Origin of the sequence: Paraburkholderia sp. FT54 (assembly GCF_031585635.1) — a bacterium.
Lineage (GTDB): Bacteria > Pseudomonadota > Gammaproteobacteria > Burkholderiales > Burkholderiaceae > Paraburkholderia.
This window is the reverse complement of record NZ_CP134197.1, coordinates 72,718-97,545: the sequence shown is the minus strand read 5'-3', so window position 1 is coordinate 97,545 and position 24,828 is coordinate 72,718. Positions and strand designations below refer to the sequence as shown.

Sequence of the window (24,828 nt, the reverse complement as noted above, 5' to 3'; positions counted from 1 at the left end):
GTCGATGCGGAATGTTAGGTATCCTGGAAGGCATCAAACGACGGGAGTGAATCGTCATGATGGGTCGACTGGATAGCGGGCAGGACAAGCTTTTCTACTCGTTCAACCTCGACCACCACGTCCCGCAATCACACCTGCTGAGAGGCATCGATCGCTTCCTTGATCTGCGAGATCTGCGCCAGCACCTCGCACCGTACTACAGCCCAATGGGTCGTCCATCGATTGACCCGGAGCTCATGATTCGCATGTTGATCGTGGGTTACTGCTTTGGCGTCCGGTCCGAGCGACGTCTGTGTGAAGAGGTGCATCTGAACCTCGCATACCGGTGGTTCTGCCGCATGGGTCTGGAGGACGCCGTACCGGAACACTCGACGTTCTCAAAGAACCGTCACGGGCGCTTTCGCGATAGCGACCTGTTGCGTCACGTGTTTGAAACTGTGCTGAGTCGCTGCATGGCCGAGGGGCTTGTCAAGGGTGAGGGATTCGCAATCGATGCAAGCATTATCAAGGCAGACGCGAGTCCTGCGAATGGCGTGTCGGGAACAGAACCTATCGACTGGGGACGTGCTGACGGACACAGTCGCGCTGTGCGGGAATATATTGAAGCGCTTGAGCAAACCAATCCAATAGCAGCAGATACATCTGAACCAGCAGCGTCTTTGACGCCTCCAAAAAAGATATCCCTGACCGATCCTGCCGCGCGATGGACGGCCGCTCCGGGCGGCCCTGCGTTCTTTGCCTACTCGACGAATTATCTGATTGACCTGCAGGCAGGGATCATTATGGATGTTGAGGCGACGCCGGCAAATCGCGCACAGGAAGTTGAATCAACCAGAACAATGATTGATCGTGTTGAATGGACGTCAACGGGAGCTGACGCCTCGCAAGCTGGTAGGTGACACCGCATACGGCACAGCAGCGCTGCCTGGCTGGATGGTTGAAGAGAAGCAGATTGAACCGCACGTCTCTGTCTGGGATAAAACCACCCGCAAGGACAATACGTTCTCCCGCAGCGAATTCATCTGGAATGAACAGACCAACGAGTATCGATGTCCTTCAGGGTATGCGTTACGCAGCGACTGGCGTCCACTGAAAAATCCCCGTACGCACATCACGAGAGCCGACACCATCGTGTATCGTGCGAGCGAAAAGAATTGCAACCGCTGTGCGATGAAGAGTCAATGCTGTCCAAATATGTCGTTTCGCAAAATCACGCGCAGCATCCATGAAGCCGCCCGCGACGAGGCTCGACGAATCGCGACAACCCCCGAATACAAGCAGTCTCGCCGACAGCGTAAGAAGGTGGAAATGCTCTTTGCCCACCTCAAGCGCATCCTCAAGCTGGATCGTCTGCGGTTGAGAGGTCCAAGTGGTGCCCATGATGAATTTCTGATGGCAGCAACCGCGCAAAATCTGCGAAGAATGGCCAAGTGGCTCATGCCAGCAAGCAAGCAGATGAAGCAGGCAGTTCCATGACGGGCAAGGGAGATCCCTGCTAGGTTCAAGCTCGCAGCTTCGCCGATCGCCACAACGCGAAAACGTGTTGCCAACTCCTACATCCCCAACCAGAACACGACTTTTTCAACAGAATCGGCCGAACCCGGTCCGACGCAGCGGGCCGTTAACCGGATGCCTAGCGCGGTGGCGCTCCATCAACGTCGACGGCGACCGATCCGATCGGCCTGATCTCGCCACTATATAGCTATCGCCCCCGCGATACCCCGCGGTCGCGCGCGAGAGCACGGGCCTCGTCGTCGGGCCCGTGGACGGTTGCGTGAGAGGTCACCCCGGCCGCTGTTACGGATGCGGACTCGAGTCGGCGGCTCCTGCCTCTTAGCGCGAGCTCCCCGGATGGAAGCTTCGAATCAGAAGCGGTGACGTAGGCCGACGGTGGCCTCGATCTGATTCGATGTCGACGCGGGGGAACTCACACCGTTGATCCAGGCGACACCCAGCGGATTGCCAGCGCGCGCGCTCACGCTCTGATAGGTGCTTTGGATATAGACGTCGGTGCGCTTCGACAAGGAGTAGTTCGCGAGCGCGCTTACCTGATTCCAGTGCGGAGCGCCGCCACCGGCATTTCCACCGGCGCGCGAGTAGGTGTACGCGGCCGCCAACATAACGGCCGGCGTCAGCGCATACCGGATGTTTCCTTCATAGTTCTGGAAGTGGGTGTTGAAGCCGGTCAGGAACAGTTCGGTCAGGTTCGTCTGCGTATAGACGAAGCCCGCGACCAACGGACCGAACGCATAGTTGAGGCCACCGCCCCACGTCTGCTGGCGGCTCGCGAGTGCACCGAGCGGCACCGCAGTCGGTGTCAGAAGGCCCGAGAGAGAGGCTCCAAGCGTATCGGTGACTGCCCCGTTCGCATTAAGCTGTGCCGGGGTTCGGGCCGAGTTGTTTAGGTGCAGATACCCGGCGCCGAAGTTCAACGGCCCCCACATGTACGACATGCCGACGCTGTACGCACGATTGTTCGCGAACCCACCGGCCTGGTTTGAAAAGCCGTACAAGGCACCCAGTTTGAAGCCCGCGAAATCCGGACTTTGATACTTGACCGAGTTGTTGATTTGGAACGAATCGTTCAGGTTGTCGACGTCGAAGGGATGAGCGAAGTGAGTCCCGCCATACTGTGTCCCGGTCAACGAGAGCGGCGCCAGGAAGTCAACCATGCCGTCGGTTTGACGTCCCAGGGTCAGCGAGCCAAAGTCACGGCTGGATACGCCAACGTAGGCCAAGCGGTTGAATATCCGATTGGCAGACGACAACTGACCATTGTTCAGGTTGAAGCCGTTTTCGAGAGTGAAAATCGCCTGCAAGCCTCCGCCGAGATCTTCCGCTCCGCGCAGACCCCAGCGACTGTACTGGACGCCACCGCTGGTCATCTGCCAGTTGCTGTGACCACCCGCTCCAGTGCCGGTGATCTGGTTGTTGGTGTAAGTGAGGCCTGCGTCGATCAGGCCATACAGTGTCACGTTGCTTTGTGCATGCGCCGAACCTGCCAAGGTTGCCAGCGCCGCGCCGGCTATGAGCGATTTCTTCATTCGCAACTCCCGGGTAGAACGTTACAGGTTGTGATCCAATGCTTCACGCAACCCCGTAATAGCGTCCTCTCTGCGGAGATGGCTACTGCCATCCACGATAATGCCAACTCGCGAGCGGAGCTATTGCGTGCAAATTTCTGTCGCGCAATAGCAACGGTTGTAGGCTGCATTTTTTGTGCAGTCGCGCGGTTGACGCAGCACGGACAAAAATGCCGCCGCTGCACAGCGCGGGAACTAAACGATTAGTTAAACTAAACCATTCGTTCGAAAGAGCGCCCGGTTTAAATCATACTTCCACGCCCCAACATGTACGCAGCCAGCGCAAAGCCACGGCAAAACAGAGTCGGCGTTGATATATGGGTTAATTGTATAAAACATGGAATGCCCGACATATGTCGTCAGAGAGTTGCATATCAGTTTAGTGACGACTTCGAGGGGCGCGGATATGCAGATACGGCTGTCCGTACCTAACCAGCCGTTCAACGCGCAGCTACCACAGCCGTTTCAGGTAACCCGCGGACATTGACCCGGAAACAGACTTCGCCTGGCACCTCGAAATCTTTCGTCGGTGCGCGCGGCCGCACTGACTCACCATGGGTTGCGCCAGCTCGATCGCTGTATGATTGCCGGCATCCCGCGCGACGATCAGTCAGCAAGGACCGGGCCGAGGTGCGCTTCGCCCCCGCTGAGCCGGACGGTCACCGCGCGGCGTTGCGCGACTGCGGTTTCGCGCACGAGGCCGAGGAGATCAAGGCTGCCGTCGATGGCATCTGCATTGCGGATTTCCCTGACGAGATGGTCGCGGCTCTGAAGATGTCGATCCGAATGGCTTAGGCAGCCAGATTGCGCGAGGCATTGCTGATTTGTGGAGGCAGAAGATATGTCCCAGTCTAGTCCTCTACAGTGGTCCAGACGGTCCGCTCTTGTTAACTATGCAGCTGCAGTTCTGTCGGTTGTTGCGGCGCTCGTCGCGGCGCTGCTACTAGAACCTCACATGCACGGTAGTGCGTTCGTATCGCTGTCTCTATGCACGATCATGTTTAGTGCCTGGTTCGGTGGCCTCGGCCCGGGTTTGTTCGCGACTGCACTTTCCGTTGCGGGATTCACTTATTATTTTGTCCCGCCGATCGGTTCGTTCTCGGTTGCGCCTACGGACTTGCCGCGCATCGTCCTGCTTGCGGTGACAGCCCTGTTTGTGGTGTGGCTGAACGTCGCGCGAAGAGGTGCTGAAAGCGCTTTGCGGCGGAGCGAGGCCTATTTGGCGGAAGCTCAACGACTAAGTCATACGGGCAGCTTTGGTTGGAGGATAGCTAGCGGCAATATTGTCTGGTCGAAGGAGACATATCGGATATTTGGAGTGGACGAAACGGTCAAGCCGACGATCGACCTCATCCTCCAACGTGTTCACCCGGATGACCGAGAACTTGTACTGTATGAAATTGATCGTGCGGCACTTGGCGAACCATCCTACTACTACGAACACCGTCTTCTGATGCCGGATGGAGCGATCAAACACCTGACCGTCCGGACCCATCGCGTGAAATACGAATCGGGCGAACAGGAACTCGTTGGTGCGCTGATGGACGTCACGGCAACCAGGGAAGCGCAAGAGGCGTTGTACACGGCACGGGCGGAACTCGCCCGCGTCGCTCGTGTAACAGCCCTTGGACACATGAGTGCCTCGATTGCGCATGAAGTGAATCAGCCCCTCGCTTCCATTGCCACTGCCGCCGCAGCTGGCTTGCGCTGGCTGACCCGCGAGGTTCCGGAACTGGACGAGGCGCGCGCCTGCGTGAATCACATTGTCGAAGAAGCCAATCGGGCGGGCGAAGTGATCCGGAGCGTTCGCGATCTTGCCGGGCGGGCCGATCCGGAGCTGATCTCACTCGACATCAACGAGGTCACCGACGAGGCGGTCGCGCTTGTAAAGCAGGAGGCGCTCCGATATGGGGTGACAGTGCAACTGCAACTTGCGTCTGGATTGCCCTTGGTGCGTGGCGACCGGATCCAGTTGCAACAAGTGATCGTCAACCTCGCAATCAATGGTGTCCAAGCCATGGCGACAGTCACCGATCGCGCGCGTGTGCTAACCATCCGAACCGAACAGCGCGATTCCGACCAGGTGCTCGTGGCCGTACAGGACGTCGGCATCGGCATGGAGCCCGACGGTCTGGACCGGCTTTTCAGCGCGTTTTACACGACGAAGCCAGATGGTATGGGTATGGGACTCTCCATCTGTCGTTCGATCATTGAAGCCCACGGAGGACGGGTGTGGGCGTCCCGCAATATTGGCTCGGGAATGACATTTCAATTTACAGTTTCGGCGTATCGGTAGCGTTGCCGCATCTAAAGGCGGCTTTCCTCGAGAGAGCGGTCGATCGCAAATCGATTGCGATCGACGGTTCCTGGCCGAAGAACGAAACCGCTCGCGCGGTCGGCTCAGTCGACCCCAAGGCATCACTCGGAGATGCGTTCTGTGTGGCTGCAATGCGGTCTGAAGCTGCCGCTCGCCCTGCTAAGCCGACCATAGGCAACTGGTCGGACGTTGCCTGCTATCATTTCGACGTGCGGTCTCAGCCACGCGGCAAAGTACTTGCGGTGTGGGAAAATCGACTGCGTTGACTAGTCTAAGGGTGGACGCTATGGACCCTTCATATATCAACCTGACGAACCCAATTGTCGCTGACGATTCAACGTTGTGGTTTTCGGCGTGTGGCTTTGGCTGGGGATATTGCGCCTTTGAACTCCGACACGAGATCATTTGCGAATACCTCGGAGCGGCAGACGACAGTCACAATAAGTTAATGCTCGCGTTTCAGTTGGGAAGAAAAAGGCTAGCGGAAGTGGTGGAACACAAGGTACCGTCACCGAGCGGAAAGCGAATCGAAATTACTGGCGACGATCTTTGATCGGATGCGGGCCGCCGGTCGTAAAGTATGAAATGGGTCGCGCCGGTACCGCGTTTATCTTGATCGAACGACATTGCTGCCCGTGATCGGCTGGACCCGACCCACCAGGGTCCTTTGGCTCCCCATCTGAGAACGGTCGAATCGCCCCCTTCGCGGACGTTCGCAAGCCCAATCTTGAAGCGGGGCGGCAAGTTCAAATTACATCTTGTTCAAATTTACCAAAGGCGGCTCGCTCAAGCGGCTCCCATTTGAAGGCCTGCCCAACCGTGACCTGCCCCCCTTCGAGAAGGACGATCGAAACAAGGCGTGTCCCTCCAATACGCAGTCGTCTGCAAGCTGTCTGAGCGGATCCATGTACCCGAACTGGTGCACGTTCCATTCCACGTGCTCGTGGGAAAAATCTGTTTTGTGCAGCGCGCAGAGATGCGCAAGCAATAACCGGTGATAGCCAAACTCGACATGCGCAAAGATTAGGCCGCTCGCTTTGTGGTAGAGAAAATCGCCGGTCGCCCCCGAACGCACGTCGTCTAATGCGTCCGCAAGCTGCTCCGCATAGTCGAAGCGGATATGGCGCCAGAGATAGCGCTGAAGCCCCTTCTCTACGGCCGGCTGCGGCCTCTCCGTGAAAACCGACAAAAGCAAATGCATAAGCTGGGGGATGTCACCCATCAGGTATCGCATACGCCATCCTTGAGGTGGGATTCGCCGAGGCGTTAGTCTAACGACCTAGTTAGACAATTGCCTTTCGAAGCGCACCAAGTTTCCTGGCAAAACGATTCAGCGTCGCCAGCGATTCCAGCATCGGACGGTCGCGGGGTGTTCGTGGATTGGCTAAAGCTGGCCGAATTGGGGAATACGAAGTCGGCTAATCATCGAGGGATTCACGCGACAGCCGAACTTCCGTAGGCTACCCACTGCTGCCGGTCGAGCCAAAGTCGAGCAGTCACTTGGTGCGCTAGACCGCGGAGGGCGGAGCCGGGCAATGCATCGACTATGGAAGGTAGATCGCGACTCAGGAGGAGAACGGCAGCTTTACTTTCGCCTCGCAGTTACTCGTTCTGAATGACCTTTCCTGTGGCATTCCCGTAGGACAACAATTCTCGGCAAACTTCCTGGCGAGAACGGATCCGCGCACGCCCCGTTGCTCAATAGAAAACACCGCCCTTTTGCCCGCCCCGAAAACCATGGCCTAATCCACCGCGCCGGGCTGGCCTTTGTTACATCTGCGTTCTCGCGCCTGTGCACCGCTACGACGCACCGTCCTCCGCGTTCTTCGTTATCGGGCGTTGGTGAGTAGTCAACTATCTTCCGTTTGATCGGACGATGCGGGTGCCGCATACCACTGTTCCCGCGGTACAACCTTCGGTACGTCGGGGTCGCCCTCGTACGCAGGAGTCATGATCTGCACGCCGTACTCGTTGAAGACATCGAGGATGTGCCGATGCAGGTCCGCATAGATCTGGGCGATCACATGCGTGTCACGGATATAGACATTCAGTTCGTAAGTGACCGCAAAATCCCCCAGCTTGATTAGTAGGATGAACGGCTGTGGCTCCCTTAGCACCCCCGAAGTTCGCTCTGCGGCCACGCGCAGCATCGCCTCTACCTGTCGCCAGGGGGTCTCGTACCTGATTCCGACCGAGGTATGGAGGATCAATCCTCGGGTGCCGGCCATGGAGCTAAAGTTTGTTACGTCGCCGTTCAGGATCTGGGAATTGGGAATCGTGACCTCTTCATTCTTGACCGTCCGCAGATGGGTCACCTGGAGGCGGATGGCGATCACCTCGCCAGTCACGTCCCCCACCCTCACCCGGTCGCCAACCTTGAACACCCTTCGATAAGTCATCAGGTAGCCGGCAATGAGATTGGAGATCGCTGTCGAGGAGCCGAGCGAAAGCACCAGGCCGATGAAGATCGAAATCCCTTTGAAAGCGGCTGACTCGGAGCCAGGGATGTACGGGTACGCGACGACAAGTGCGAAAGCCAGGATCAAGACCCGGACAAGCCTGTAGGTGGGGAGGGCCCATTCCGGCTCGAATTGGGCAAAGGTGACGCGCTTCTGCGCCACCGCGTCGAAAAAGCGCCGGATCCGGCGCAGGACGAACTGGGACAGATAGTAGATGATGGCCAGGATGAGAATATCCGGGATACTGGCACCCATGGATTTCCCCATATGTTCGACCGCGCCAGCGGCGAGGTCGAACAGGCCGTTGGAGATGGAGCGGGTCCAGGGAAAGAGCGCAAGTACGTAATGCAAGTAGCCATACACTGACACAGTGATGGTCGCGACGCCAACAGCAAGCATCAGGCCATGAAATGCCTTCCAGATAGTTTCGGAACCGAGGATCTCAAAAGACTGGATGCCGATGTCGTGGACACGACTCTTCAGACGTCGGGAGAGCGCTTTGTCCAACCACCGGTCGAGCACGAGCAGAACGGTGATCACCAGCGCAAGCAGGGCCGTGGCTCCAGCGGCATACAGCCCCGCCTTGAGCAGAGCGTCGCTTCTCCGGGACTGCCGGTATTCGTCGATGGCCCGACGGATTCGCATCAGATGCAATGTGGCGAGGTGGTCGCGACTCGTGTGTTCCAATTGGGCATCCGCTTCGCTCACGATCATTAGCGTAGCTTGCCCGGCCATGATCACCGTGACGTTCTCCACAACCTCGGCGCTCAACCCGTCGCTCGGGAATGAGGGGTCCGCCGCTACCTTTTCGATTCTTCTCCTGATGGCCTCGGCGCGTTGCTCGGCGGGAAAGGACGATACCCCTCGAACTCTGAACAGGAGCTGACCGTCGATCTCGACCGGGGCCGTGTCCAGCACCGATTCAAGGAGAGGGGCCGTTTCCGGGCGCACCTCCTCACTTGCAGCCTGAAGCGGAGCGGCCAGCATCATGAACAACACCGCGAGGACGGGAATTCTGAGAGTCATTGTTCCCTCTCCTGCCAATAGAGACCGTCATCGTGCCACCGTACAAGGCGTCCGCACGGCCGATCTTGCCGGAAGAACAACGCGCCGATGTTCGCGCTGCTCATGACGCGAAAAAGGTCGTTCGCCGAGCAGTTGAGACAATTTCATACGAATCATTGTTTCGGCAAACGAAGGCGGACACTTAATTGTTTCCGAAAGGATATCGCCAGTGGAATTCAATCTCGGCAGACCGCGGTGGCAATACGACCCTAACCTTGGTCCCACTCACAGGAAATGGCAAGAATGGCTCAGTGCGCTAACGCACAGACCGTAGACCAAATGCAAGTGGCTCACGACGTACATTCACCCAGGAGCATTGATGGGTTTATTCACGAGAACGCACAACGATGTCTTGGAGCGTCGAAGGGCTTGGCTGGAGTTTCTCGCCGGCGAGGAACGTCTTGTGTAGGCCCTATCAAGGGATCTTAGCGGCAGACAGCCGACCCGCGTGCGTCCGCTCTCCGGGTAGAACCGTCAGTTGAATGACCGTCGGAGCATGAAGGCGAACGACTGCAGTTGGCCGATTCTGTTGAAAAAGTCGTGTTCTGGTTGGGGATGTAGGAGTTGGCAACACGTTTTCGCGTTGTGGCGATCGGCGAAGCTGCGAGCTTGAACCTAGCAGGGATCTCCCTTGCCCGTCATGGAACTGCCTGCTTCATCTGCTTGCTTGCTGGCATGAGCCACTTGGCCATTCTTCGCAGATTTTGCGCGGTTGCTGCCATCAGAAATTCATCATGGGCACCACTTGGACCTCTCAACCGCAGACGATCCAGCTTGAGGATGCGCTTGAGGTGGGCAAAGAGCATTTCCACCTTCTTACGCTGTCGGCGAGACTGCTTGTATTCGGGGGTTGTCGCGATTCGTCGAGCCTCGTCGCGGGCGGCTTCATGGATGCTGCGCGTGATTTTGCGAAACGACATATTTGGACAGCATTGACTCTTCATCGCACAGCGGTTGCAATTCTTTTCGCTCGCACGATACACGATGGTGTCGGCTCTCGTGATGTGCGTACGGGGATTTTTCAGTGGACGCCAGTCGCTGCGTAACGCATACCCTGAAGGACATCGATACTCGTTGGTCTGTTCATTCCAGATGAATTCGCTGCGGGAGAACGTATTGTCCTTGCGGGTGGTTTTATCCCAGACAGAGACGTGCGGTTCAATCTGCTTCTCTTCAACCATCCAGCCAGGCAGCGCTGCTGTGCCGTATGCGGTGTCACCTACCAGCTTGCGAGGCGTCAGCTCCCGTTGACGTCCAACACGATCAATCATTGTTCTGGTTGATTCAACTTCCTGTGCGCGATTTGCCGGCGTCGCCTCAACATCCATAATGATCCCTGCCTGCAGGTCAATCAGATAATTCGTCGAGTAGGCAAAGAACGCAGGGCCGCCCGGAGCGGCCGTCCATCGCGCGGCAGGATCGGTCAGGGATATCTTTTTTGGAGGCGTCAAAGACGCTGCTGGTTCAGATGTATCTGCTGCTATTGGATTGGTTTGCTCAAGCGCTTCAATATATTCCCGCACAGCGCGACTGTGTCCGTCAGCACGTCCCCAGTCGATAGGTTCTGTTCCCGACACGCCATTCGCAGGACTCGCGTCTGCCTTGATAATGCTTGCATCGATTGCGAATCCCTCACCCTTGACAAGCCCCTCGGCCATGCAGCGACTCAGCACAGTTTCAAACACGTGACGCAACAGGTCGCTATCGCGAAAGCGCCCGTGACGGTTCTTTGAGAACGTCGAGTGTTCCGGTACGGCGTCCTCCAGACCCATGCGGCAGAACCACCGGTATGCGAGGTTCAGATGCACCTCTTCACACAGACGTCGCTCGGACCGGACGCCAAAGCAGTAACCCACGATCAACATGCGAATCATGAGCTCCGGGTCAATCGATGGACGACCCATTGGGCTGTAGTACGGTGCGAGGTGCTGGCGCAGATCTCGCAGATCAAGGAAGCGATCGATGCCTCTCAGCAGGTGTGATTGCGGGACGTGGTGGTCGAGGTTGAACGAGTAGAAAAGCTTGTCCTGCCCGCTATCCAGTCGACCCATCATGACGATTCACTCCCGTCGTTTGATGCCTTCCAGGATACCTAACATTCCGCATCGACGCCGACTTTTTCAACAGAATCGGCCATATAGGGTCGTTCGGGCTGCACGACCTAATGGCCGCTTCTTGGCGAACCGGGGACCTCGGTGGATACTCAACTGGGTCGCTTTTTACAGACGAATTCCCGGGCTTGCTTGGTCTTCGAGGGTGTCGGCTCGGATCTGGCTTCCGAAGACGGAGGCCACGCATAGGCGCACCGACGGGGGACAAGACTGGACGGGTTGAGGCGGACGGCATTTATCGGACGCCTCCTTAATTCGAGCCCCGGTGCGCGCGTTGTGCATGTGGCTGACGCACCTGATTGTCGTACCATGCAGCGGCAGCAAGCCCGGTCATGGTCAGGTCGTTGGGGGTGAAATTCGGCAGTGAATCGCACGCCGCGCGGATTGCCGCGAGTTCTCCCGATTCGGCCGCCTCGGCGGCGTTCAATAGCAGACCCAACGCGCCGTGCCGATCAAGCAGTGCCTGTCGGATATCGAGGTGAATGGGTAGCCTCGGCACGATGTCCTCGATCGCCCTGGCGGACAGCACATGAATCAACGAAAACACCCCCGTGATGAACGCGGTATCGGCAAACCGTTCGTCGCCGGGTCGCATCCGGCCGGCGGCAAGTTCCATGAATCGCGCGCGGGTGCCACACAGCTGCGCCAAGGGATCGGAGCGCAACCCGCGGACATGACCGTCTGCGAACAGGAGCAACTGCGCCCAGCGCGTTATTTGCCGCATGCCCACTATCATGATAGCTTCGCGCAGTGACGAAATCGTCCGGGCAAGCCCAAACGCGCTGGAATTGAGCAGACGCAACAGTTGAATGACGAGGGTCGGACTCAACTTGAGTTCGGCTTCTAGTTCGACGATCTCTGGGTCGCCGCTCAGCAGCACCAGCAAGCGAAGCAGCGCACCACGTGATGGCGCGGCGCGCCGCGAGGTCAGCACCTGCGGCTTCGCAAAGTAGTAGCCCTGAAACAGTTCGAAGCCGGCGCGCATGGCGGCGTCATGGTCGCCCGGTGTTTCGACTTTCTCGGCGATCGACACTTTTCTGTGCTGCTTAACGACGCCGAGCAGTTCCTCGATGCGTTCGCGCGGGCATTCGAGAAAGTCGATCTTGACGATATCAACGCACGGCAGAAACTCGAGCAGGCGTCGGGACACCTGAGAAACATCATCCAGTGCGAGCCGGAAGCCCGCTCGCCGCAGTTCGCGGCAGCGCTTGAAGAGTGCCTCGTCGAATGTCACCGTTTCGAGAATTTCGAGTACGACGCGCTCAGGCGGCAACAGCTCGACGATTTCGGACATCAGCACCGTCCGGTCAACGTTCACGTAGCCGGTGTGATTGCCTAGCACAGCGCGGGAGCCCATGTCGCCGATCAGTCTCACGATGACCTGCGCGGTAGCAACCGCGTCATCCGTGAATTGGGCGGAATTGGCGGCCCCACAGCGGAACAGCAGTTCGAACGCGTTCAACGCTCCGCTGCGATCGAGAATCGGCTGCCGCCCGAGATAGACCAATTCCGGCGTGGCGGCTTTGCTGTTCGACACCGGTCGACGGTCGGTGGGGGCGGGCGAGGGTTGGCTTGCCTTCAACTTTGAACGCTTCCCTTTCTGTTGAGGTTCGGTCGCTGCCAATCGGGCAGGCGCCGCGCCTTGTGCGATTGCAGTTACTCACTGCTGAGGTCCTGGCGACAGCATGAAATCCCACACCGTGACATCGATCCGCAGGCACCACGCAATTGTGCGGCTTAAAGCTATTGACGCTGGCCCACTCCTGATCGAGTGCGGCAAGAATGGTATTGGTGAGTTCAAGCAGTGCCGAGTGATACGCCGCGGGCACGAGCAGATCGTCCTTCAACGACAGGGCATTTCAATGCCCTGCCCAATGACCGGGTTACCTCGACGCGCTGCAACGTCGTGAGGTGGCAAGACTTGATGCGGGCGGCTGCCTAAAAACTGTTCCATTCGTCGGCCTGGGCGGTTTGCGCCGTCCGAACGGGCGGCTGCGGTGCAAACTGCTTTGGAGCTGGCCTGGCTTGCGCCCTGGCGCGCGCCAGAGCCGCCGGGCGCGTCTGCGCGTCGCTCTCCGTGCCTGCGTCGTGCGAAACGACCAGCCTGAACATCGAAACAGCGGCTTTCAAATCGCTCGCCTGCGACTCGAGCGCACCCGCTGCGGCCGCCGCCTGTTCGACTAGGGCCGCGTTCTGCTGCGTGACTTCGTCCATCTGCGTGACGGCCTGATTGATCTGGCCGATGCCCTTACTCTGTTCCTGCGAAGCGGCGGTGATTTCACCCATGATGTCGGTCACGCGTTGGATCTCGCGGGTGATTTCGTGCATCTTCGTTCCGGCTTCCTGTACATGACTGGCGCCTGTCCGGACCCGCTCGACGGACTCGTGGATCAGTTCCTTGATCTCCTTGGCTGCCGCCGAGGAGCGCTGCGCCAGGGAACGGACTTCGGAGGCCACCACCGCAAAGCCCCGTCCCTGCTCACCCGCCCGCGCTGCCTCAACAGCAGCATTCAGCGCGAGGATATTGGTCTGGAAGGCGATACCCTCGATGATGCCGACAATATTGGCTATCTTGTCCGAGCTGGCGTTGATGCCCTCCATGGTTTCCACCACGCGTGACACCGCGACACCGCCCTGTTCCGCCACCTGGGCGGCCTGAGCAGCAAGCTGGTTGGCCTGACTGGCATTATCGGCATTCTGGGTAACGGTCGAGGTCAGCTGCTCCATGCTGGAGGCCGTTTCCTCGAGCGAGGCGGCCTGTTCTTCGGTGCGTTGCGAGAGGTCCTGGTTGCCCGCCGCGATCTGGTGAGTAGCGGTGGCAATCGAGTCGGCCGAAATCTTGATCGTACCGACCGTGTGCGTGAGCTGCTCCTGCATGCGCTTCATCGAAAACAGCAGACTGGAACGGTCGCGTGGCGCTACCTTCACCAACGCAGTCAGATCATTGTCGGCAATCCGGTTGGCAATTTCGGCCGCATAAGATGGTTCTCCGCCCAGTGAGTTCACGATGCCACGGTTGAGTATCACTACGACAGCCGATAAGACCGCAGCCAGTACCACCAGGATGCCGAGGCTCTGATACAGCGACGAGCGGAAAGCCGCATCGAGGTCGTCAACGTAGAGCCCCGTCGTGAGAATCCAGTCCCACGGCTGATAGGCCACGTTGTAGGCGATTTTCGGGAAGGCTTCGGTCGCTCCCGGCTTTGCAGCGGCATATGCGGTAAAGCCCTTGCCGTCGCGCTTGATGACAGCGACCATATCTCTGTAGAGGTAAACGCCGTTCGGATCCTTAAACTCGCTGACGTCCTTCTCATTCATCTCCGCCTTCGTCGGATGCATCAGCACCTTCGGCTGCGAATTGACGATCATGAAATAGCCGTTCTCGCCGTACCTCATGTTCCGGATGCGGTCCATTGCACGCTTCTGGGCCTCGGCCAGCGGCATGGAACCAGCCGCCGCGTCTTTGCCGGAGGTCTTGACGACACTCAGGGCGATCTCCGATGCGTGTACCAGATCAGCCTTGCGCTCGTCTAACCGCGTTTCTCTCGTCTGGTAGGCGTTATAGACCGATATTCCAGCGAGACACAGCAAACTTAGGATAAGCGGCATCCAGAGCTTCTGGACAAAAGACAGTTTCATATCTATCGAACCCTTCCATTGAGCATGTCACTAACAGGCGAATTGCATTCAAAATCCATAATGCAATCGTACTGTTGATATCGGCCGGGGTTCGCACAACTTGAGCGGGAAGTGAAGCCGTTACCGAGGCGATCTCGTCCTTGAGGTCTAGCGTTCGGCTATGGGTGTCACCCTGATTGACGCAACTGAGTGCGACGTACTTTTTTGCCCGGTCTTGTGCATTGCCGTGTGGCATTCTTCTTCGCGATGAAAAGTCTGTCTGAGGGACCGCTACCGGGGGCGGCTTACCGACGTTCACCCGACATTCGCTCCCATCACGCGACAGGCCCTTCTGGGTCGAGTGCGGAAATCGGTGCAGGCCGACGATCGCGGAGCCCGGCCAGATCAGCACTTGCGAACTCGGCCATTAGCGCCCGTTGCTCGACCCCAGAGTAGTCGCGACGTGGAAAAAGCCGATTGCACACAGGCACGGGCTGATCCATAAGCGAACGCCTATGATGTTTCAAGGAATGTCTAACTATCGTGAAAGTACGTGCGGCCCTATGCTTGCTTCTTGCAGTCAGAAGGTCTGGGGCGGCGTGATGAGGCGCGCCACTACCGCGTTATGCACTCTGGTAGCGCTGCGAGTGCACCGGCAATAAGGAGACGACGCGGTCTGCGCCGCGTATCAATGTAAATGACGACTACCATTATTTTTTCCCACGCTGCGTGTCTGGATCATCGCCCGGGCCCTGACCATCCGGAATCGCCGGAACGTCTAAAGGTCGTGTTGCGCGCGTTGCAGTCGCCGGAATTTGCGGCGCTGGAATGGCGCGATGCGCCGATGGGCACACTCGATCAGGTGCAATTGATCCATGACCAGGCCTTCGTCGATGAGGTCGCGGAGATCGCTCCGCAGCGGGGTTATGTGCCGCTTGATGCGGGCGACACGGTGATGTCGCCAGGCTCCTGGGAAGCCGTGATGCGCTGCGTCGGCGCGGCTTGTGCCGGCGTCGATGCGGTGATCAACGCGCAGGCGCGCAACGCGTTTTGCGCCACGCGTCCGTGTGGTCACCACGCCGAGCCAGCGAGGGCAATGGGTTTTTGCATTTTCAATCAGGCTGCAATCGCTGCGGCTTACGCTCATGAAGTACACAAGCTGGAGCGCGTCGCGGTCGTCGACTTCGACGTCCATCACGGCAACGGCACCCAGGCAGCATTTTTCAACCGCCCGGAGCTGTTTTACGCCTCCAGCCACCAGTCGCCTTTGTATCCCGGTACGGGCGCCGCATCGGAGACCGGCGTGAACCACAACATTGTCAATGTCCCGTTGCCCCGTGGATGTGATTCGGCACTCTTCCGTGCACGGATCGAGTCCGACATGTTGCCGGCGGTACGCCAGTTCAGCCCCCAACTCATCGTCATTTCGGCAGGCTTCGACGCGCATCGCCTGGACCCGCTCGCAAGCCTGAACCTCGAGGACAGCGATTTTCGTTGGATTACCAGTGAGTTGATGCGTATTGCCGATGCGACGTGCGAGGGGCGCATCGTTTCGATTCTGGAAGGGGGTTATAGCCCGGAGGCCCTGGCCACTGGCACGATGGCACATGTCCGTGCCTTAATGAATGTTGAGGTCGACCGATCAGACTCACAGGTTACGGGGTCTACGCAGTGACTTCCGGCCGTGACCGGCCAAAAAGGGACAGTCGGCCTTTCGCTACGGATGGCCGGACTGCACTCGACAGCGGGCGGTAGTGAGTAGAAGATCCATCGTGCCCATTGTCACAAGCAACCGCTTCTCCGGGGACCAGTGGTGACAGAAGCGCTGTCAGTTGCAGCCGTGGCTGTTCGCGGTCCGGTAACAGGTGGTCCCGCCGGGGCCGTGGGCCACGCCTTTGCCATTCATCGTCTTCGCCTCGCCGCCGCGATTGCTCTGGGTCGTCCGCGCCCCATTCTGGTTCGTTTGGGACGTCCAGGCCGTGCCGGTGTTCCGGTTATAGCCGCCCGCCGTCTGCCCGTTGCCGCACACGGTTTCACCGCGCGAGTTCGTCGCGCATTCCGCGAATGCGTTTGAGGTCACCATTAAGCACGCCAATATCACCAAAGTCTTCATGACTTTCTCCTAAAGGGCGCACCAGAAGATGACCTGTTCGTGTCGACAGAATCCTGATCGGAGCATCGGCCCATCCGGCGCAATCCGCCGACTCTCAGTATGGGTCTCTTAGCGTTGCTTACGGCATAGCCGCAGGTCAAGGATCCTGCCATCTGCGATACGATGGCCTACCGTTGCATAGCCATGGAACGCCCCGATGATCCCCGCCGTACGCATCTGATCGCGGCTACTGACAATGAGCCGTCTTACGTTGAACTGCGCGCTACGCCACGCCAGTGCCGTCGGACTCCTGCTATCGGCAGGCACTGCGTCTGCGCAAGAGCTGGAGCCGCGAACCTACTCAGCGGCTCCAGCCGGCACCAATTTCGTCGTGTTCAGCTATACGTATCTTACGGGCAATGTTCTGACGGATCCCTCGCTGCCCGTCACTAACGTTCAGGCCCGGATCAACGCCTTCTCGGCCGGTTATGAGCACACGTTCGGGCTTGCGGGTCACACCGCATCGATAGCGTTCGCAATCCCGTATACCCGCGGCAATCTCAGCGGCAACGTGATAGACGCTCCCACCGAAGTTCACCGGGCCGGCATGGGCGATCTGCGCACTCGCTTTGCTTTCAATCTCATGGGCAGTCCGGCGCTGTCTCCCGAGGATTTCGCGCGCCGTGCCCCCAGCAGCTCGATAGGCCTTAGCTTGACGATGTCTGCCCCGACCGGGCAATACGTTCCATCCCGACTCGTCAACGTAGGCACAAACCGGTGGGCTTTCAAGCCAGAGGTCGGCCTCTCGCAGCCTGTCGGGAACTGGTTCTTCGAGGCCACTGCTGGCACATGGATTTTCACCACCAACAACAATTTCTTCCGTGGAAACAAGCGTAGTCAGGATCCGCTATGGACGTTCCAGTTGCATGGCGGATACGGCTTCGGCCCGGGGTTCTGGATCGCCGCCGACATAGGCTATGCCGACGGTGGCGGTTCCAGTCTGAACGGCGTTCCTGATCGAGACCGGCAGTCCAATTTGCGCTACGGACTTACCTTCTCGGTGCCCCTCGCTCGCAGTTGGTCTTCCAAACTCGCATTGTCGAATGGCTTCATCACGCGGGCAGGCGGCAATTACAAGGAGATTTCCCTCACGCTGCAATACCACTGGTTTGATCGCTGACTTCGAGCCTCGTGTGCGGCTTCACGATTGCTGTATCTAGTTACCGGCAAAGCCGGTTGACGAAGCTCATGATCGGATTTCGCGGTCCACCAATAGAGGCGGGGGAAAAAGCGAGAGCTAGCTTTTCCCGTTGCGGCGAGTCCTGCGCGGATGCGTTACTGATTGACATAGGTCAATCCGCTTCCTAACCTTCGGGATAACTTACGTGACGAGAAGTCCGAGCTGACAATTGTTACGCCCTAGCCCGATTCGCGCACGACGCAAAGGTCAACTGCGGTTAAACGATGGAACGAACAAGCGGAGGAAACTATGCGTAAGCGGATTACCTCAGCGACTGCGGTCGCGGTCATGCTCCTCGCCGGATGCGCGAGCAACAGCAATATGCCGACCCAGACCGAATACTCGGGCTTTATGCCGAACTACTCCGACCTAACGCAAGCGACTGATCCCGACGGGGAAACGTTTTTACGGTACATCAACCCCAAGCTCAACCCGGCTAACTATAGCGCAATTATCGTTGATCCCGTTGTGTTCTATCCCAAGGCCGAACCGACAGCGCAAGTGAGCCAAGCGACGCTCGACCAGATACGCGGCTACGGCACCACCTGCCTGAGACAGGCGATCGCATCTAGAGTCCGGGTCGTGGACGCACCGGGACCGGGGGTGGTCAAGCTGCAGGTAGCCTTAACCGGAGTAGCAAGCACAGCGGCGGGTCTCAAGCCATATCAGTACGTGCCGCAAGCCTTCGTCATCTCAATGGCGATTAATGCGGTGGAGGGTGCGCCGCAGCAATCGAAGCTGCTGGTCGAGGCAATTGGCACCGACAGCGTCTCCGGGGAGATTCTGTCAAAAGTCATACGCACGCATACCGGCGAGCGTCTGGCGCGTGTTGCATCGAATGAGCCCGTGGTTACGTTCGATTCTGTCAAGCCCATCATGGACCAGTGGTGCGACGCCGTTTCCAAGTCTGTAGCGCAATACGTGAAGCCTCGATAGTCGACGAGGAGCAATCTGACCCTTCCTATTTCTCTATGATGGCCGGGCCGCGCCTGACGCAATCATCAGTCGGCGAACGCAGTCAAACGTGTGTTTCTGGCGAGCGGAGCATGTCAACGTTTACACACCCGTAGGGAAGTGTCTGTGCCGAAGCAATATTGTCAAGCTATCCTGACGAACGGAGGCCAAATCATGATCAATCACGTCATCTGGTTTGCGATGGCGCCCGCGTTGCTGTTCGCGAATGTCGCCTCCGCCCAACAATACCCGATGCTCGACGCCGTCGCGAACCGGATCGTGCAAAAGTACCAGCAATCGAGCTGCCAGCAGTTGGCCCAAGAACGCGCAGCGAAGAAAGGTACGCCCCCTTCGCAGGGCGAGCAGAAAGTGATCTTGGCGATGCGCAATGATCCGCAGATGCGCGGCGAGTTCATTAACAGGGTGGCGGCGCCGATCGCCAACAAGATGTTTGAATACGGGATGATTCCGTGATCGCCCCCGCCTCGGGCGTGGCTGTCGGTGCCGAGGCTGAAGCAGCGGCAGCCTCCGCCAATGCGCAAGCGATCGCCACGAAATTCATACCATGCCGACTATGTGGCCGGCGCGACAGCCGCCCCTGCATTCGCCGGCCCCGGTCAGGTCGAAATTTGCGATGGGCGCAATATAGGCGCCGCTGCCCGATGGCTGTATCACGCCCCGCGCGGTTCACGGCGGCACCCGTTAATCGGGCGGCAATTCGTGGTTCAAATGCTTCCTATAGTGCCGACGCAGACGTGAGGAAGGACTAGGGGCGCGAGGGTGCGCACCGCGACGCGAGCAAAACAGCACCCTGCCTGTTTCGTACAGCAGTCGCTGCACCGCCGCCGAGCAGGGACGAAGGGTTGAACACGATGCACCATCTGAACGTCGCGTTGATAGTATTTGCCTGTGTCTTCTGCAGCGCACTGCTCGGTTTGTATTTGCGCACCCGGCTGCCGGAGCACCATCTGAGTGACGACTCGATTGGTGTCGTCAAACTGGCCACCGGCTTGATCGCCACGATGGCCGCGTTGGTGCTCGGCTTGCTGATCTCGTCGGCGAAAAGCTCATTCGATACGGTGAACGCCGAAGTAACACACGAAGCCGCCAATGTCATCCTGCTCGATCGCGTGCTCGCCCGGTATGGGCCGGAAACACAGGAGATCCGTGGGTTGCTGAAGCAAACCGTCACCACAGGGCTGCAGCAAGTCGCGTCAGGCGACCCGTCGCAACTGGCAAGGATGCACAGCCCCGAAGCGCTCAAGCGCGGGGAATATCTCGAGCGCAAACTGGAGGAACTTTCGCCGCAGAACGACTTGCAGCGACGGCTGCAGGCACGCGCGATCGCGATGACCGACAACGCGGTGGCCGTGCGCGAACTTGGGCTGCTACAAGCGACGGGCTCGACCCCAACGCCGCTGTTGATCACCCTCGTGTTGTGGCTGTGCATTATATTCGGAGCGTTTGGCCTGTTCACGCCCCCGAATGCGACGGTCACCATCGCGTTGCTTCTGGGCGCACTATCCACCTCCGGCGCCATCTTCCTGATTCTGGAAATGAATACACCGCTCGATGGGTTGGTCACAGTCTCGCTGTCGCCGATGCGCGAGGCACTTGACGTTCTCGGCCAATAGCGGCGAGAGGCACAGGAAAGATCACGGGGTTAAACAGCGAACAACGGCCTCATTCGATAACGACCCGGCTTCCCGGTCTGATGTAATGCTTCTTCATGCTGCGAAGCTGAAGCAAACAGTTTTCTGGTCATCAGACGCGGGCTGACGTTGTCTACCTGCTAACAGAGAGCGGAGGCCTGACGATCACCATCCCGTGAAGGTCCGAACTCGGCGCAGCTTCAGACACTCGTGAACGCTAGTTGAAGGGCTGCAGTGGGTCGGGAGTGTGAATTCGCTGATGCAGGAAGCTGCCGTCTGGCTGCTCGATGCCGCCGCCGTCAGCGATCCGCCACATTGCTGACGTAGAACCCAGCCCGCCCCAATGTCCGCAATGGCCGAGTCACCTCCATAGGGTATCCGGCAGGTTCCGGGGTGGACAAAGCCGTTTGAACGACGGCCTTGTGGAAGGGGCGAGCGGCAGCAATTGGCCGACGCTGTTGAAAAGTCGGCGACAGTCTACATCTCGAGGTTCTCATGGGTCGCTTTACCCTTAACCGAGGCCCGCAAACGGCTTGTAGAGCGTTCTGAGAGGTCGATTTTCTGGCCGGCGGCGGGCTAACCAACTGCCGCGACTTTTTCAACAGCGTCGGCCGTCCGCAGTCGCTCATGGGCCACGGAGTCTCACGATCCTCGGTTGAAGCGAGGACTTGAATGCCCTTCGCTATGAGACCGCTCTCCTTAGCAATGCCATCTCATCACGGATGACCGGCCGTGCGATTTGTGAAAACGCGGTGACGAGGCGCGCCTGTGCCTGATACGGCGGATAGAGCAAGGCAATCTCGTTCGGTATGTCGAGCGTGAACGGTCGAATCTCGATTCCACCACTCAGGAACTCATCTCTTGCGGCGAGCGGGTTGACGAGGCTGACTCCCATACCCGCGCGCACCATCGCACATACCGACGAACCGAGGCTCGCCTCGGCGACGATCTGTCTCGACACATGCTCGGCTGCGAATACATCGTCGATGGCGGAGCGCAGAAGGCTTTCACCGGTCGGCGCGATGAAACGCTGATTGGCAAAGTGCGCCGGATTGAGCTTGCGCAAGCGGCACAACGGGTGATCTTTCGGCAGGACGGCCACACAGCGCAGCGTCGCGATCGATTCGACGCGAAGGCCAGGCGCCTCGCCCGTGAGAAGCGCAAGCCCGGTGTCGCAAAACCCTGAGCGTACCCAGTCCTTCACGGACACGGCGTTACCCGAATGAATCGACACCAGGACGTCGGGATGCGCGGCGTGAAACTGCGCGACGATTTTCACTAGCAGGTCGCCAGCGAGCCGAGGCATTGCCGCAACGCTCAAGCGCGCCGCGCTGAACGAGCGGATATTTGCAGCGACCGATTCGAGTTCGGCGAGACCCGCAAAAGTCCGCTCGACCTCCCGATGAAAACGCAACCCGTCCTGCGTCGGACTGAGTCGGCTGCCGTTGCGCTCGAAGAGCGGAAACTGCGTGATCGCCTCCAGTTGCGAGACGAGTCGGCTGACCTGCGGCTGCGACGTATGCATTGCCCGCGCCGCGGTCGTCATCGAATTCGTCGACATGACGGCGCGAAACGCCTCGATATGACGTACACCGAGCTTGAGGTTTGGCATATCAAATCTGAATTGAACGATGCGATACAAGTATTGGACTTTAGCATAATGGTGACCCATATTGAGAACGCCGCCTGGCCCAGGCGCCGCGCTTCCAATGACAAACCAGGCAGCTCGCAGCGGCGAGCGCAACGACTTCTGACGAAAACCAAGAACATGAATGCACTTTCGATGTTTAAAACCGCCGGGCTGCTTGCCACCGCAATCGCGGGAATCGGTCTGACGTCCGCCGCGCACGCCGATACACCGAGCCGCCTCGATCGCATCAAGCAAACCGGCACGCTGTCGGTGGGCTATCCCACCAGTTCGCTGCCCTTTGCGTATCTGGACAACGCGCATCAGCCGGTCGGTTACTCGGTGGAAATCTGTCAGCGCATCGCGGACCATCTGAAGAAGGATCTTGCGCTGCCCGAGATAAAGATCCGCTACGTACCGGTGACCTCGGCGACACGTCTGCCGCTGTTGCAAAACGGTACGATCGATCTCGAATGCGGCAACACCACTAACACGGTCGAGCGCCACAAGCTCGTGTCGTTTTCGCCCACGACCTTCGTGACGAAAGTCGTGTTGATGGCGCGCAAGGACAGCAACCTCGACGTGAACAGCCCCGCCGCGTTCGCGGGCAAAACGGTGACGAGCCTTGCCGGCGGCCTCGATCTGCAGATCATCCAGCAGATCAGCAACCAGCAGCATCTGAACATTTCCGTATTACCGGTCAACGATACCGCGGCGTCGTTCATCGCCGTCAAGACCGGCCGTGCCATGGCGGTATCGACCGACGACGGCCTTGCGTACGCACTCGTCGCCACCTCCGGCGCGCCGCAGGACTACACGATCGGCACGAAGGCGATGCTGCTTGCGCCGTACGGCATCGTCGAGCCGAAAGACGATGCGCGCTTCAAGCAGGCCGTCGACAACGCCGTGCTCGATCTGATGAAGACAAAGCAGATCGTCCCGCTCTACGAGAAGTGGTTCAACTCGCCGGTGCCGCCCGCAGGCGTGAACCTCAAGTACCCGATGAGCGCGGAGCTGAAGCATGCAATCGAGCACCCATCGGACTCGGGCGATCCCGCGGCCTATACCGTGAATCCGTAAGGCAGACATGCGCCGCTATCTGAGCGGCGCATTATCATCACGATCCTGAACCGCCATGAACTACCAGTGGAGTTGGACCAGTTTTAACGACCTGTCGCCCGATGGGCTGCACTCCTATCTGCAGACGCTTCTGATCGGCGCGGGTTGGACCATGGCGTTGTCTGTCTGCGCTTACATGTTCGCGTTGCTGCTCGGTTCGGCGATAGGCGTGATGCGCACGGTCGAATCAAAAACAGCGCGCGCAGCGGCCGCAACCTACGTCGAAGTGTTCCGCAATGTGCCGTTGCTGGTGCAGATGTTCCTGTGGTATTTCGTGCTGCCCGAGTTGCTGCCCAAGGCGCTCGGCACGGCGATCAAGCAGATGCCGCAGCCGTGGAACCAGTTTTTTCCGGCGCTCCTGTGCCTCGGCTTCTATGAGACGGCGCGCATCGCGGAAACGCTGCGTTCCGGCATTCGCGCGTTGCGCGCGGGGCAGCGGCAGGCCGCGTTCGCGCTCGGTCTCACCGGCTTCCAGGCCTACCGTTTCGTGATCCTGCCGCAGGCCTTTCGGGTCGTCGTACCGCCGCTCACGTCGGAATTCATGAGCATGATCAAGGGTTCGTCGGTGGCGATGACGATCGGTCTGATTGAACTCACTGGCGCGGCACGTTCGATGCAGGAGTTCAGCTTTCATATCTTCGAGGCGTTCAGCGCCGCCACCCTTATCTACTTCGTGATCAACACGAGTGTTGTGTACGGACTGATGCTCTTCGAGCGTAGGGTTGCAACACCTGCTGCCCGTTCGCGCACGGCGTCCAGCGCGCTTGCGATCACCGAAGTCGAACAGTCATAGGAACTGTGATGCCGCCATCGGGTATGCATGAAATCGTCGCGGCGCTGCCGTATCTGTTCAAAACCGGCATGACCTTCTCGCTCACACTGACCGCGTTCGCGGCAGTGTTCGGCCTGGTCCTCGGCACGCTGCTCGCCATCTGTCGCATGTCGTCGTCGAAGCTGATATCGGTACCCGCCACGCTGTACGTAAATGGCATGCGCTCGGTGCCGCTGCTGCTGGTTATCTTCTGGTTTTATTTTCTCGCGCCTTATGTGGGCGCATGGCTGACGCACTCGCCGACACCCATCGAAGTCGGCGCATATCGCTCCGCCGTCATCACGTTCACATTGTTCGAGTCGGCTTACTTCTGCGAAATCATGCGTGCCGGTATCGCATCGATATCGAAAGGGCAGATGCAGGCAGCGCTCGCGCTCGGCCTCACGCAGCGCCAGACGATGCTCACGGTGATCCTGCCGCAGGCGTTGCGCAATATGACACCGGCCTTGCTGACGCGCGTCATCACGCTCTTTCAGGACACGTCGTTGGTGTACGTGCTGTCGATGACGGATTTCTTCGGCGCCGCGTCCGAGATCGCGTCGCGTGACGGCAGCACAGTGCAGATGTATCTGTTCGTCGCCGCTGTCTACTTCGTAATCTGCTTCAGCGCGTCGCGTCTCGTCAAACGCTTTGACGCCGCGCGGCATGCGCATTGATCA

At 58.8% G+C, this 24,828-nt stretch carries 18 protein-coding genes and 1 pseudogene; 11 read left to right on the top strand and 8 right to left on the bottom strand.

Going from position 1 to position 24,828, the window contains the following annotated elements; translation table 11 throughout:
- Window positions 1-56 precede the first annotated feature (56 nt).
- Window positions 57-1,476 (top strand): annotated as a pseudogene (locus RI103_RS33190) (IS1182 family transposase).
- A gap of 389 nt (window positions 1,477-1,865) precedes the next feature.
- Here RI103_RS33190 and RI103_RS33185 read toward each other — a convergent pair.
- A complete protein-coding gene (locus RI103_RS33185) occupies window positions 1,866-3,044 on the bottom strand; it encodes a porin (RefSeq protein WP_310819071.1) in 1,179 nt (392 codons plus the stop codon).
- A gap of 669 nt (window positions 3,045-3,713) precedes the next feature.
- On the opposite strand from RI103_RS33185, the gene RI103_RS33180 reads away from it, so the two are divergent.
- Both RI103_RS33180 and RI103_RS33175 read left to right on the top strand, forming a co-directional pair.
- Window positions 3,714-3,878, top strand: coding sequence for a hypothetical protein (locus RI103_RS33180; protein WP_310819070.1), 165 nt, complete (start codon window positions 3,714-3,716; stop codon window positions 3,876-3,878).
- Window positions 3,879-3,924: 46 nt separating this feature from the next.
- Window positions 3,925-5,379 (top strand): ATP-binding protein, encoded by a 1,455-nt coding sequence (locus tag RI103_RS33175; RefSeq protein WP_310819069.1) that lies wholly within the window; start codon window positions 3,925-3,927, stop codon window positions 5,377-5,379.
- Between the two features lie 772 nt (window positions 5,380-6,151).
- On the opposite strand, the gene RI103_RS33170 is transcribed toward RI103_RS33175, so the two are convergent.
- The 5 genes from RI103_RS33170 to RI103_RS33150 all read right to left on the bottom strand — a co-directional run bounded on the left by RI103_RS33170 (window position 6,152) and on the right by RI103_RS33150 (window position 14,674).
- Window positions 6,152-6,634 carry a hypothetical protein gene (locus tag RI103_RS33170; protein WP_310819068.1) on the bottom strand — a complete coding sequence of 161 codons (483 nt, stop codon included), beginning with the start codon at window positions 6,632-6,634 and terminating at the stop codon, window positions 6,152-6,154.
- A 616-nt stretch (window positions 6,635-7,250) separates the two neighbouring features.
- Window positions 7,251-8,885: a mechanosensitive ion channel family protein gene (locus RI103_RS33165; RefSeq protein WP_310819067.1), complete on the bottom strand. Its 1,635-nt coding sequence runs from the start codon at window positions 8,883-8,885 to the stop codon at window positions 7,251-7,253.
- Window positions 8,886-9,562: 677 nt separating this feature from the next.
- Complete coding sequence (locus tag RI103_RS33160; protein WP_310812887.1) at window positions 9,563-10,978, bottom strand: IS1182 family transposase; 1,416 nt, start codon at window positions 10,976-10,978, stop codon at window positions 9,563-9,565.
- Between the two features lie 307 nt (window positions 10,979-11,285).
- Complete coding sequence (locus tag RI103_RS33155) at window positions 11,286-12,329, bottom strand: EAL domain-containing protein (RefSeq protein ID WP_310819345.1); 1,044 nt, start codon at window positions 12,327-12,329, stop codon at window positions 11,286-11,288.
- Between the two features lie 644 nt (window positions 12,330-12,973).
- Window positions 12,974-14,674 (bottom strand): methyl-accepting chemotaxis protein, encoded by a 1,701-nt coding sequence (locus tag RI103_RS33150; RefSeq protein ID WP_310819066.1) that lies wholly within the window; start codon window positions 14,672-14,674, stop codon window positions 12,974-12,976.
- 676 nt (window positions 14,675-15,350) lie between these two features.
- Between RI103_RS33150 and RI103_RS33145 the strand changes: the two genes are divergently transcribed.
- The gene (locus RI103_RS33145) at window positions 15,351-16,328 is read left to right on the top strand and encodes a histone deacetylase family protein (protein WP_310819065.1); all 978 of its coding nucleotides are present in this window, start codon (window positions 15,351-15,353) and stop codon (window positions 16,326-16,328) included.
- Between the two features lie 153 nt (window positions 16,329-16,481).
- On the opposite strand, the gene RI103_RS33140 is transcribed toward RI103_RS33145, so the two are convergent.
- On the bottom strand, window positions 16,482-16,766 hold the full coding sequence (locus RI103_RS33140; protein WP_310819064.1) for a hypothetical protein: 285 nt from the start codon (window positions 16,764-16,766) through the stop codon (window positions 16,482-16,484).
- Window positions 16,767-17,001: 235 nt separating this feature from the next.
- On the opposite strand from RI103_RS33140, the gene RI103_RS33135 reads away from it, so the two are divergent.
- The 4 genes from RI103_RS33135 to RI103_RS33120 all read left to right on the top strand — a co-directional run bounded on the left by RI103_RS33135 (window position 17,002) and on the right by RI103_RS33120 (window position 20,573).
- A complete protein-coding gene (locus RI103_RS33135) occupies window positions 17,002-17,925 on the top strand; it encodes a transporter (RefSeq protein WP_310819063.1) in 924 nt (307 codons plus the stop codon).
- A gap of 309 nt (window positions 17,926-18,234) precedes the next feature.
- A complete protein-coding gene (locus RI103_RS33130; protein WP_310819062.1) occupies window positions 18,235-18,921 on the top strand; it encodes a DUF3313 domain-containing protein in 687 nt (228 codons plus the stop codon).
- Window positions 18,922-19,113: 192 nt separating this feature from the next.
- Window positions 19,114-19,413, top strand: coding sequence for a hypothetical protein (locus RI103_RS33125; RefSeq protein WP_310819061.1), 300 nt, complete (start codon window positions 19,114-19,116; stop codon window positions 19,411-19,413).
- A 398-nt stretch (window positions 19,414-19,811) separates the two neighbouring features.
- Entirely contained in the window at window positions 19,812-20,573 is a 762-nt protein-coding gene (locus tag RI103_RS33120) for a hypothetical protein (RefSeq protein ID WP_310819344.1), read from the top strand.
- A 700-nt stretch (window positions 20,574-21,273) separates the two neighbouring features.
- Here the strand turns inward: RI103_RS33120 and RI103_RS33115 are convergent.
- Window positions 21,274-22,203: a LysR substrate-binding domain-containing protein gene (locus tag RI103_RS33115; RefSeq protein WP_310819060.1), complete on the bottom strand. Its 930-nt coding sequence runs from the start codon at window positions 22,201-22,203 to the stop codon at window positions 21,274-21,276.
- A 171-nt stretch (window positions 22,204-22,374) separates the two neighbouring features.
- Here RI103_RS33115 and RI103_RS33110 point away from each other — a divergent pair, with 171 nt between their 5' ends.
- Genes RI103_RS33110 through RI103_RS33100 form a run of 3 tightly spaced genes read left to right on the top strand, consistent with a single transcriptional unit; the run spans window position 22,375 to window position 24,825 of the window.
- Entirely contained in the window at window positions 22,375-23,298 is a 924-nt protein-coding gene (locus tag RI103_RS33110; protein WP_310819059.1) for an amino acid ABC transporter substrate-binding protein, read from the top strand.
- 55 nt (window positions 23,299-23,353) lie between these two features.
- The gene (locus RI103_RS33105; RefSeq protein ID WP_310819058.1) at window positions 23,354-24,130 is read left to right on the top strand and encodes an amino acid ABC transporter permease; all 777 of its coding nucleotides are present in this window, start codon (window positions 23,354-23,356) and stop codon (window positions 24,128-24,130) included.
- 8 nt (window positions 24,131-24,138) lie between these two features.
- A complete protein-coding gene (locus RI103_RS33100) occupies window positions 24,139-24,825 on the top strand; it encodes an amino acid ABC transporter permease (RefSeq protein WP_310819057.1) in 687 nt (228 codons plus the stop codon).
- Window positions 24,826-24,828: the final 3 nt, after the last annotated feature.

Coding starts and splice junctions, on each gene's coding strand:
- RI103_RS33185 (WP_310819071.1), bottom strand. CDS start 3,044: ATGAAGAAATCGCTCATAGCCGGCGCGGCGCTGGCAACCTTGGCAGGT.
- RI103_RS33175 (WP_310819069.1), top strand. CDS start 3,925: ATGTCCCAGTCTAGTCCTCTACAGTGGTCCAGACGGTCCGCTCTTGTT.
- RI103_RS33170 (WP_310819068.1), bottom strand. CDS start 6,634: ATGCGATACCTGATGGGTGACATCCCCCAGCTTATGCATTTGCTTTTG.
- RI103_RS33165 (WP_310819067.1), bottom strand. CDS start 8,885: ATGACTCTCAGAATTCCCGTCCTCGCGGTGTTGTTCATGATGCTGGCC.
- RI103_RS33160 (WP_310812887.1), bottom strand. CDS start 10,978: ATGATGGGTCGACTGGATAGCGGGCAGGACAAGCTTTTCTACTCGTTC.
- RI103_RS33155 (WP_310819345.1), bottom strand. CDS start 12,329: ATGTCCGAAATCGTCGAGCTGTTGCCGCCTGAGCGCGTCGTACTCGAA.
- RI103_RS33150 (WP_310819066.1), bottom strand. CDS start 14,674: ATGAAACTGTCTTTTGTCCAGAAGCTCTGGATGCCGCTTATCCTAAGT.
- RI103_RS33145 (WP_310819065.1), top strand. CDS start 15,351: ATGACGACTACCATTATTTTTTCCCACGCTGCGTGTCTGGATCATCGC.
- RI103_RS33140 (WP_310819064.1), bottom strand. CDS start 16,766: ATGAAGACTTTGGTGATATTGGCGTGCTTAATGGTGACCTCAAACGCA.
- RI103_RS33135 (WP_310819063.1), top strand. CDS start 17,002: ATGAGCCGTCTTACGTTGAACTGCGCGCTACGCCACGCCAGTGCCGTC.
- RI103_RS33130 (WP_310819062.1), top strand. CDS start 18,235: ATGCGTAAGCGGATTACCTCAGCGACTGCGGTCGCGGTCATGCTCCTC.
- RI103_RS33125 (WP_310819061.1), top strand. CDS start 19,114: ATGATCAATCACGTCATCTGGTTTGCGATGGCGCCCGCGTTGCTGTTC.
- RI103_RS33120 (WP_310819344.1), top strand. CDS start 19,812: ATGCACCATCTGAACGTCGCGTTGATAGTATTTGCCTGTGTCTTCTGC.
- RI103_RS33115 (WP_310819060.1), bottom strand. CDS start 22,203: ATGCCAAACCTCAAGCTCGGTGTACGTCATATCGAGGCGTTTCGCGCC.
- RI103_RS33110 (WP_310819059.1), top strand. CDS start 22,375: ATGTTTAAAACCGCCGGGCTGCTTGCCACCGCAATCGCGGGAATCGGT.
- RI103_RS33105 (WP_310819058.1), top strand. CDS start 23,354: ATGAACTACCAGTGGAGTTGGACCAGTTTTAACGACCTGTCGCCCGAT.
- RI103_RS33100 (WP_310819057.1), top strand. CDS start 24,139: ATGCCGCCATCGGGTATGCATGAAATCGTCGCGGCGCTGCCGTATCTG.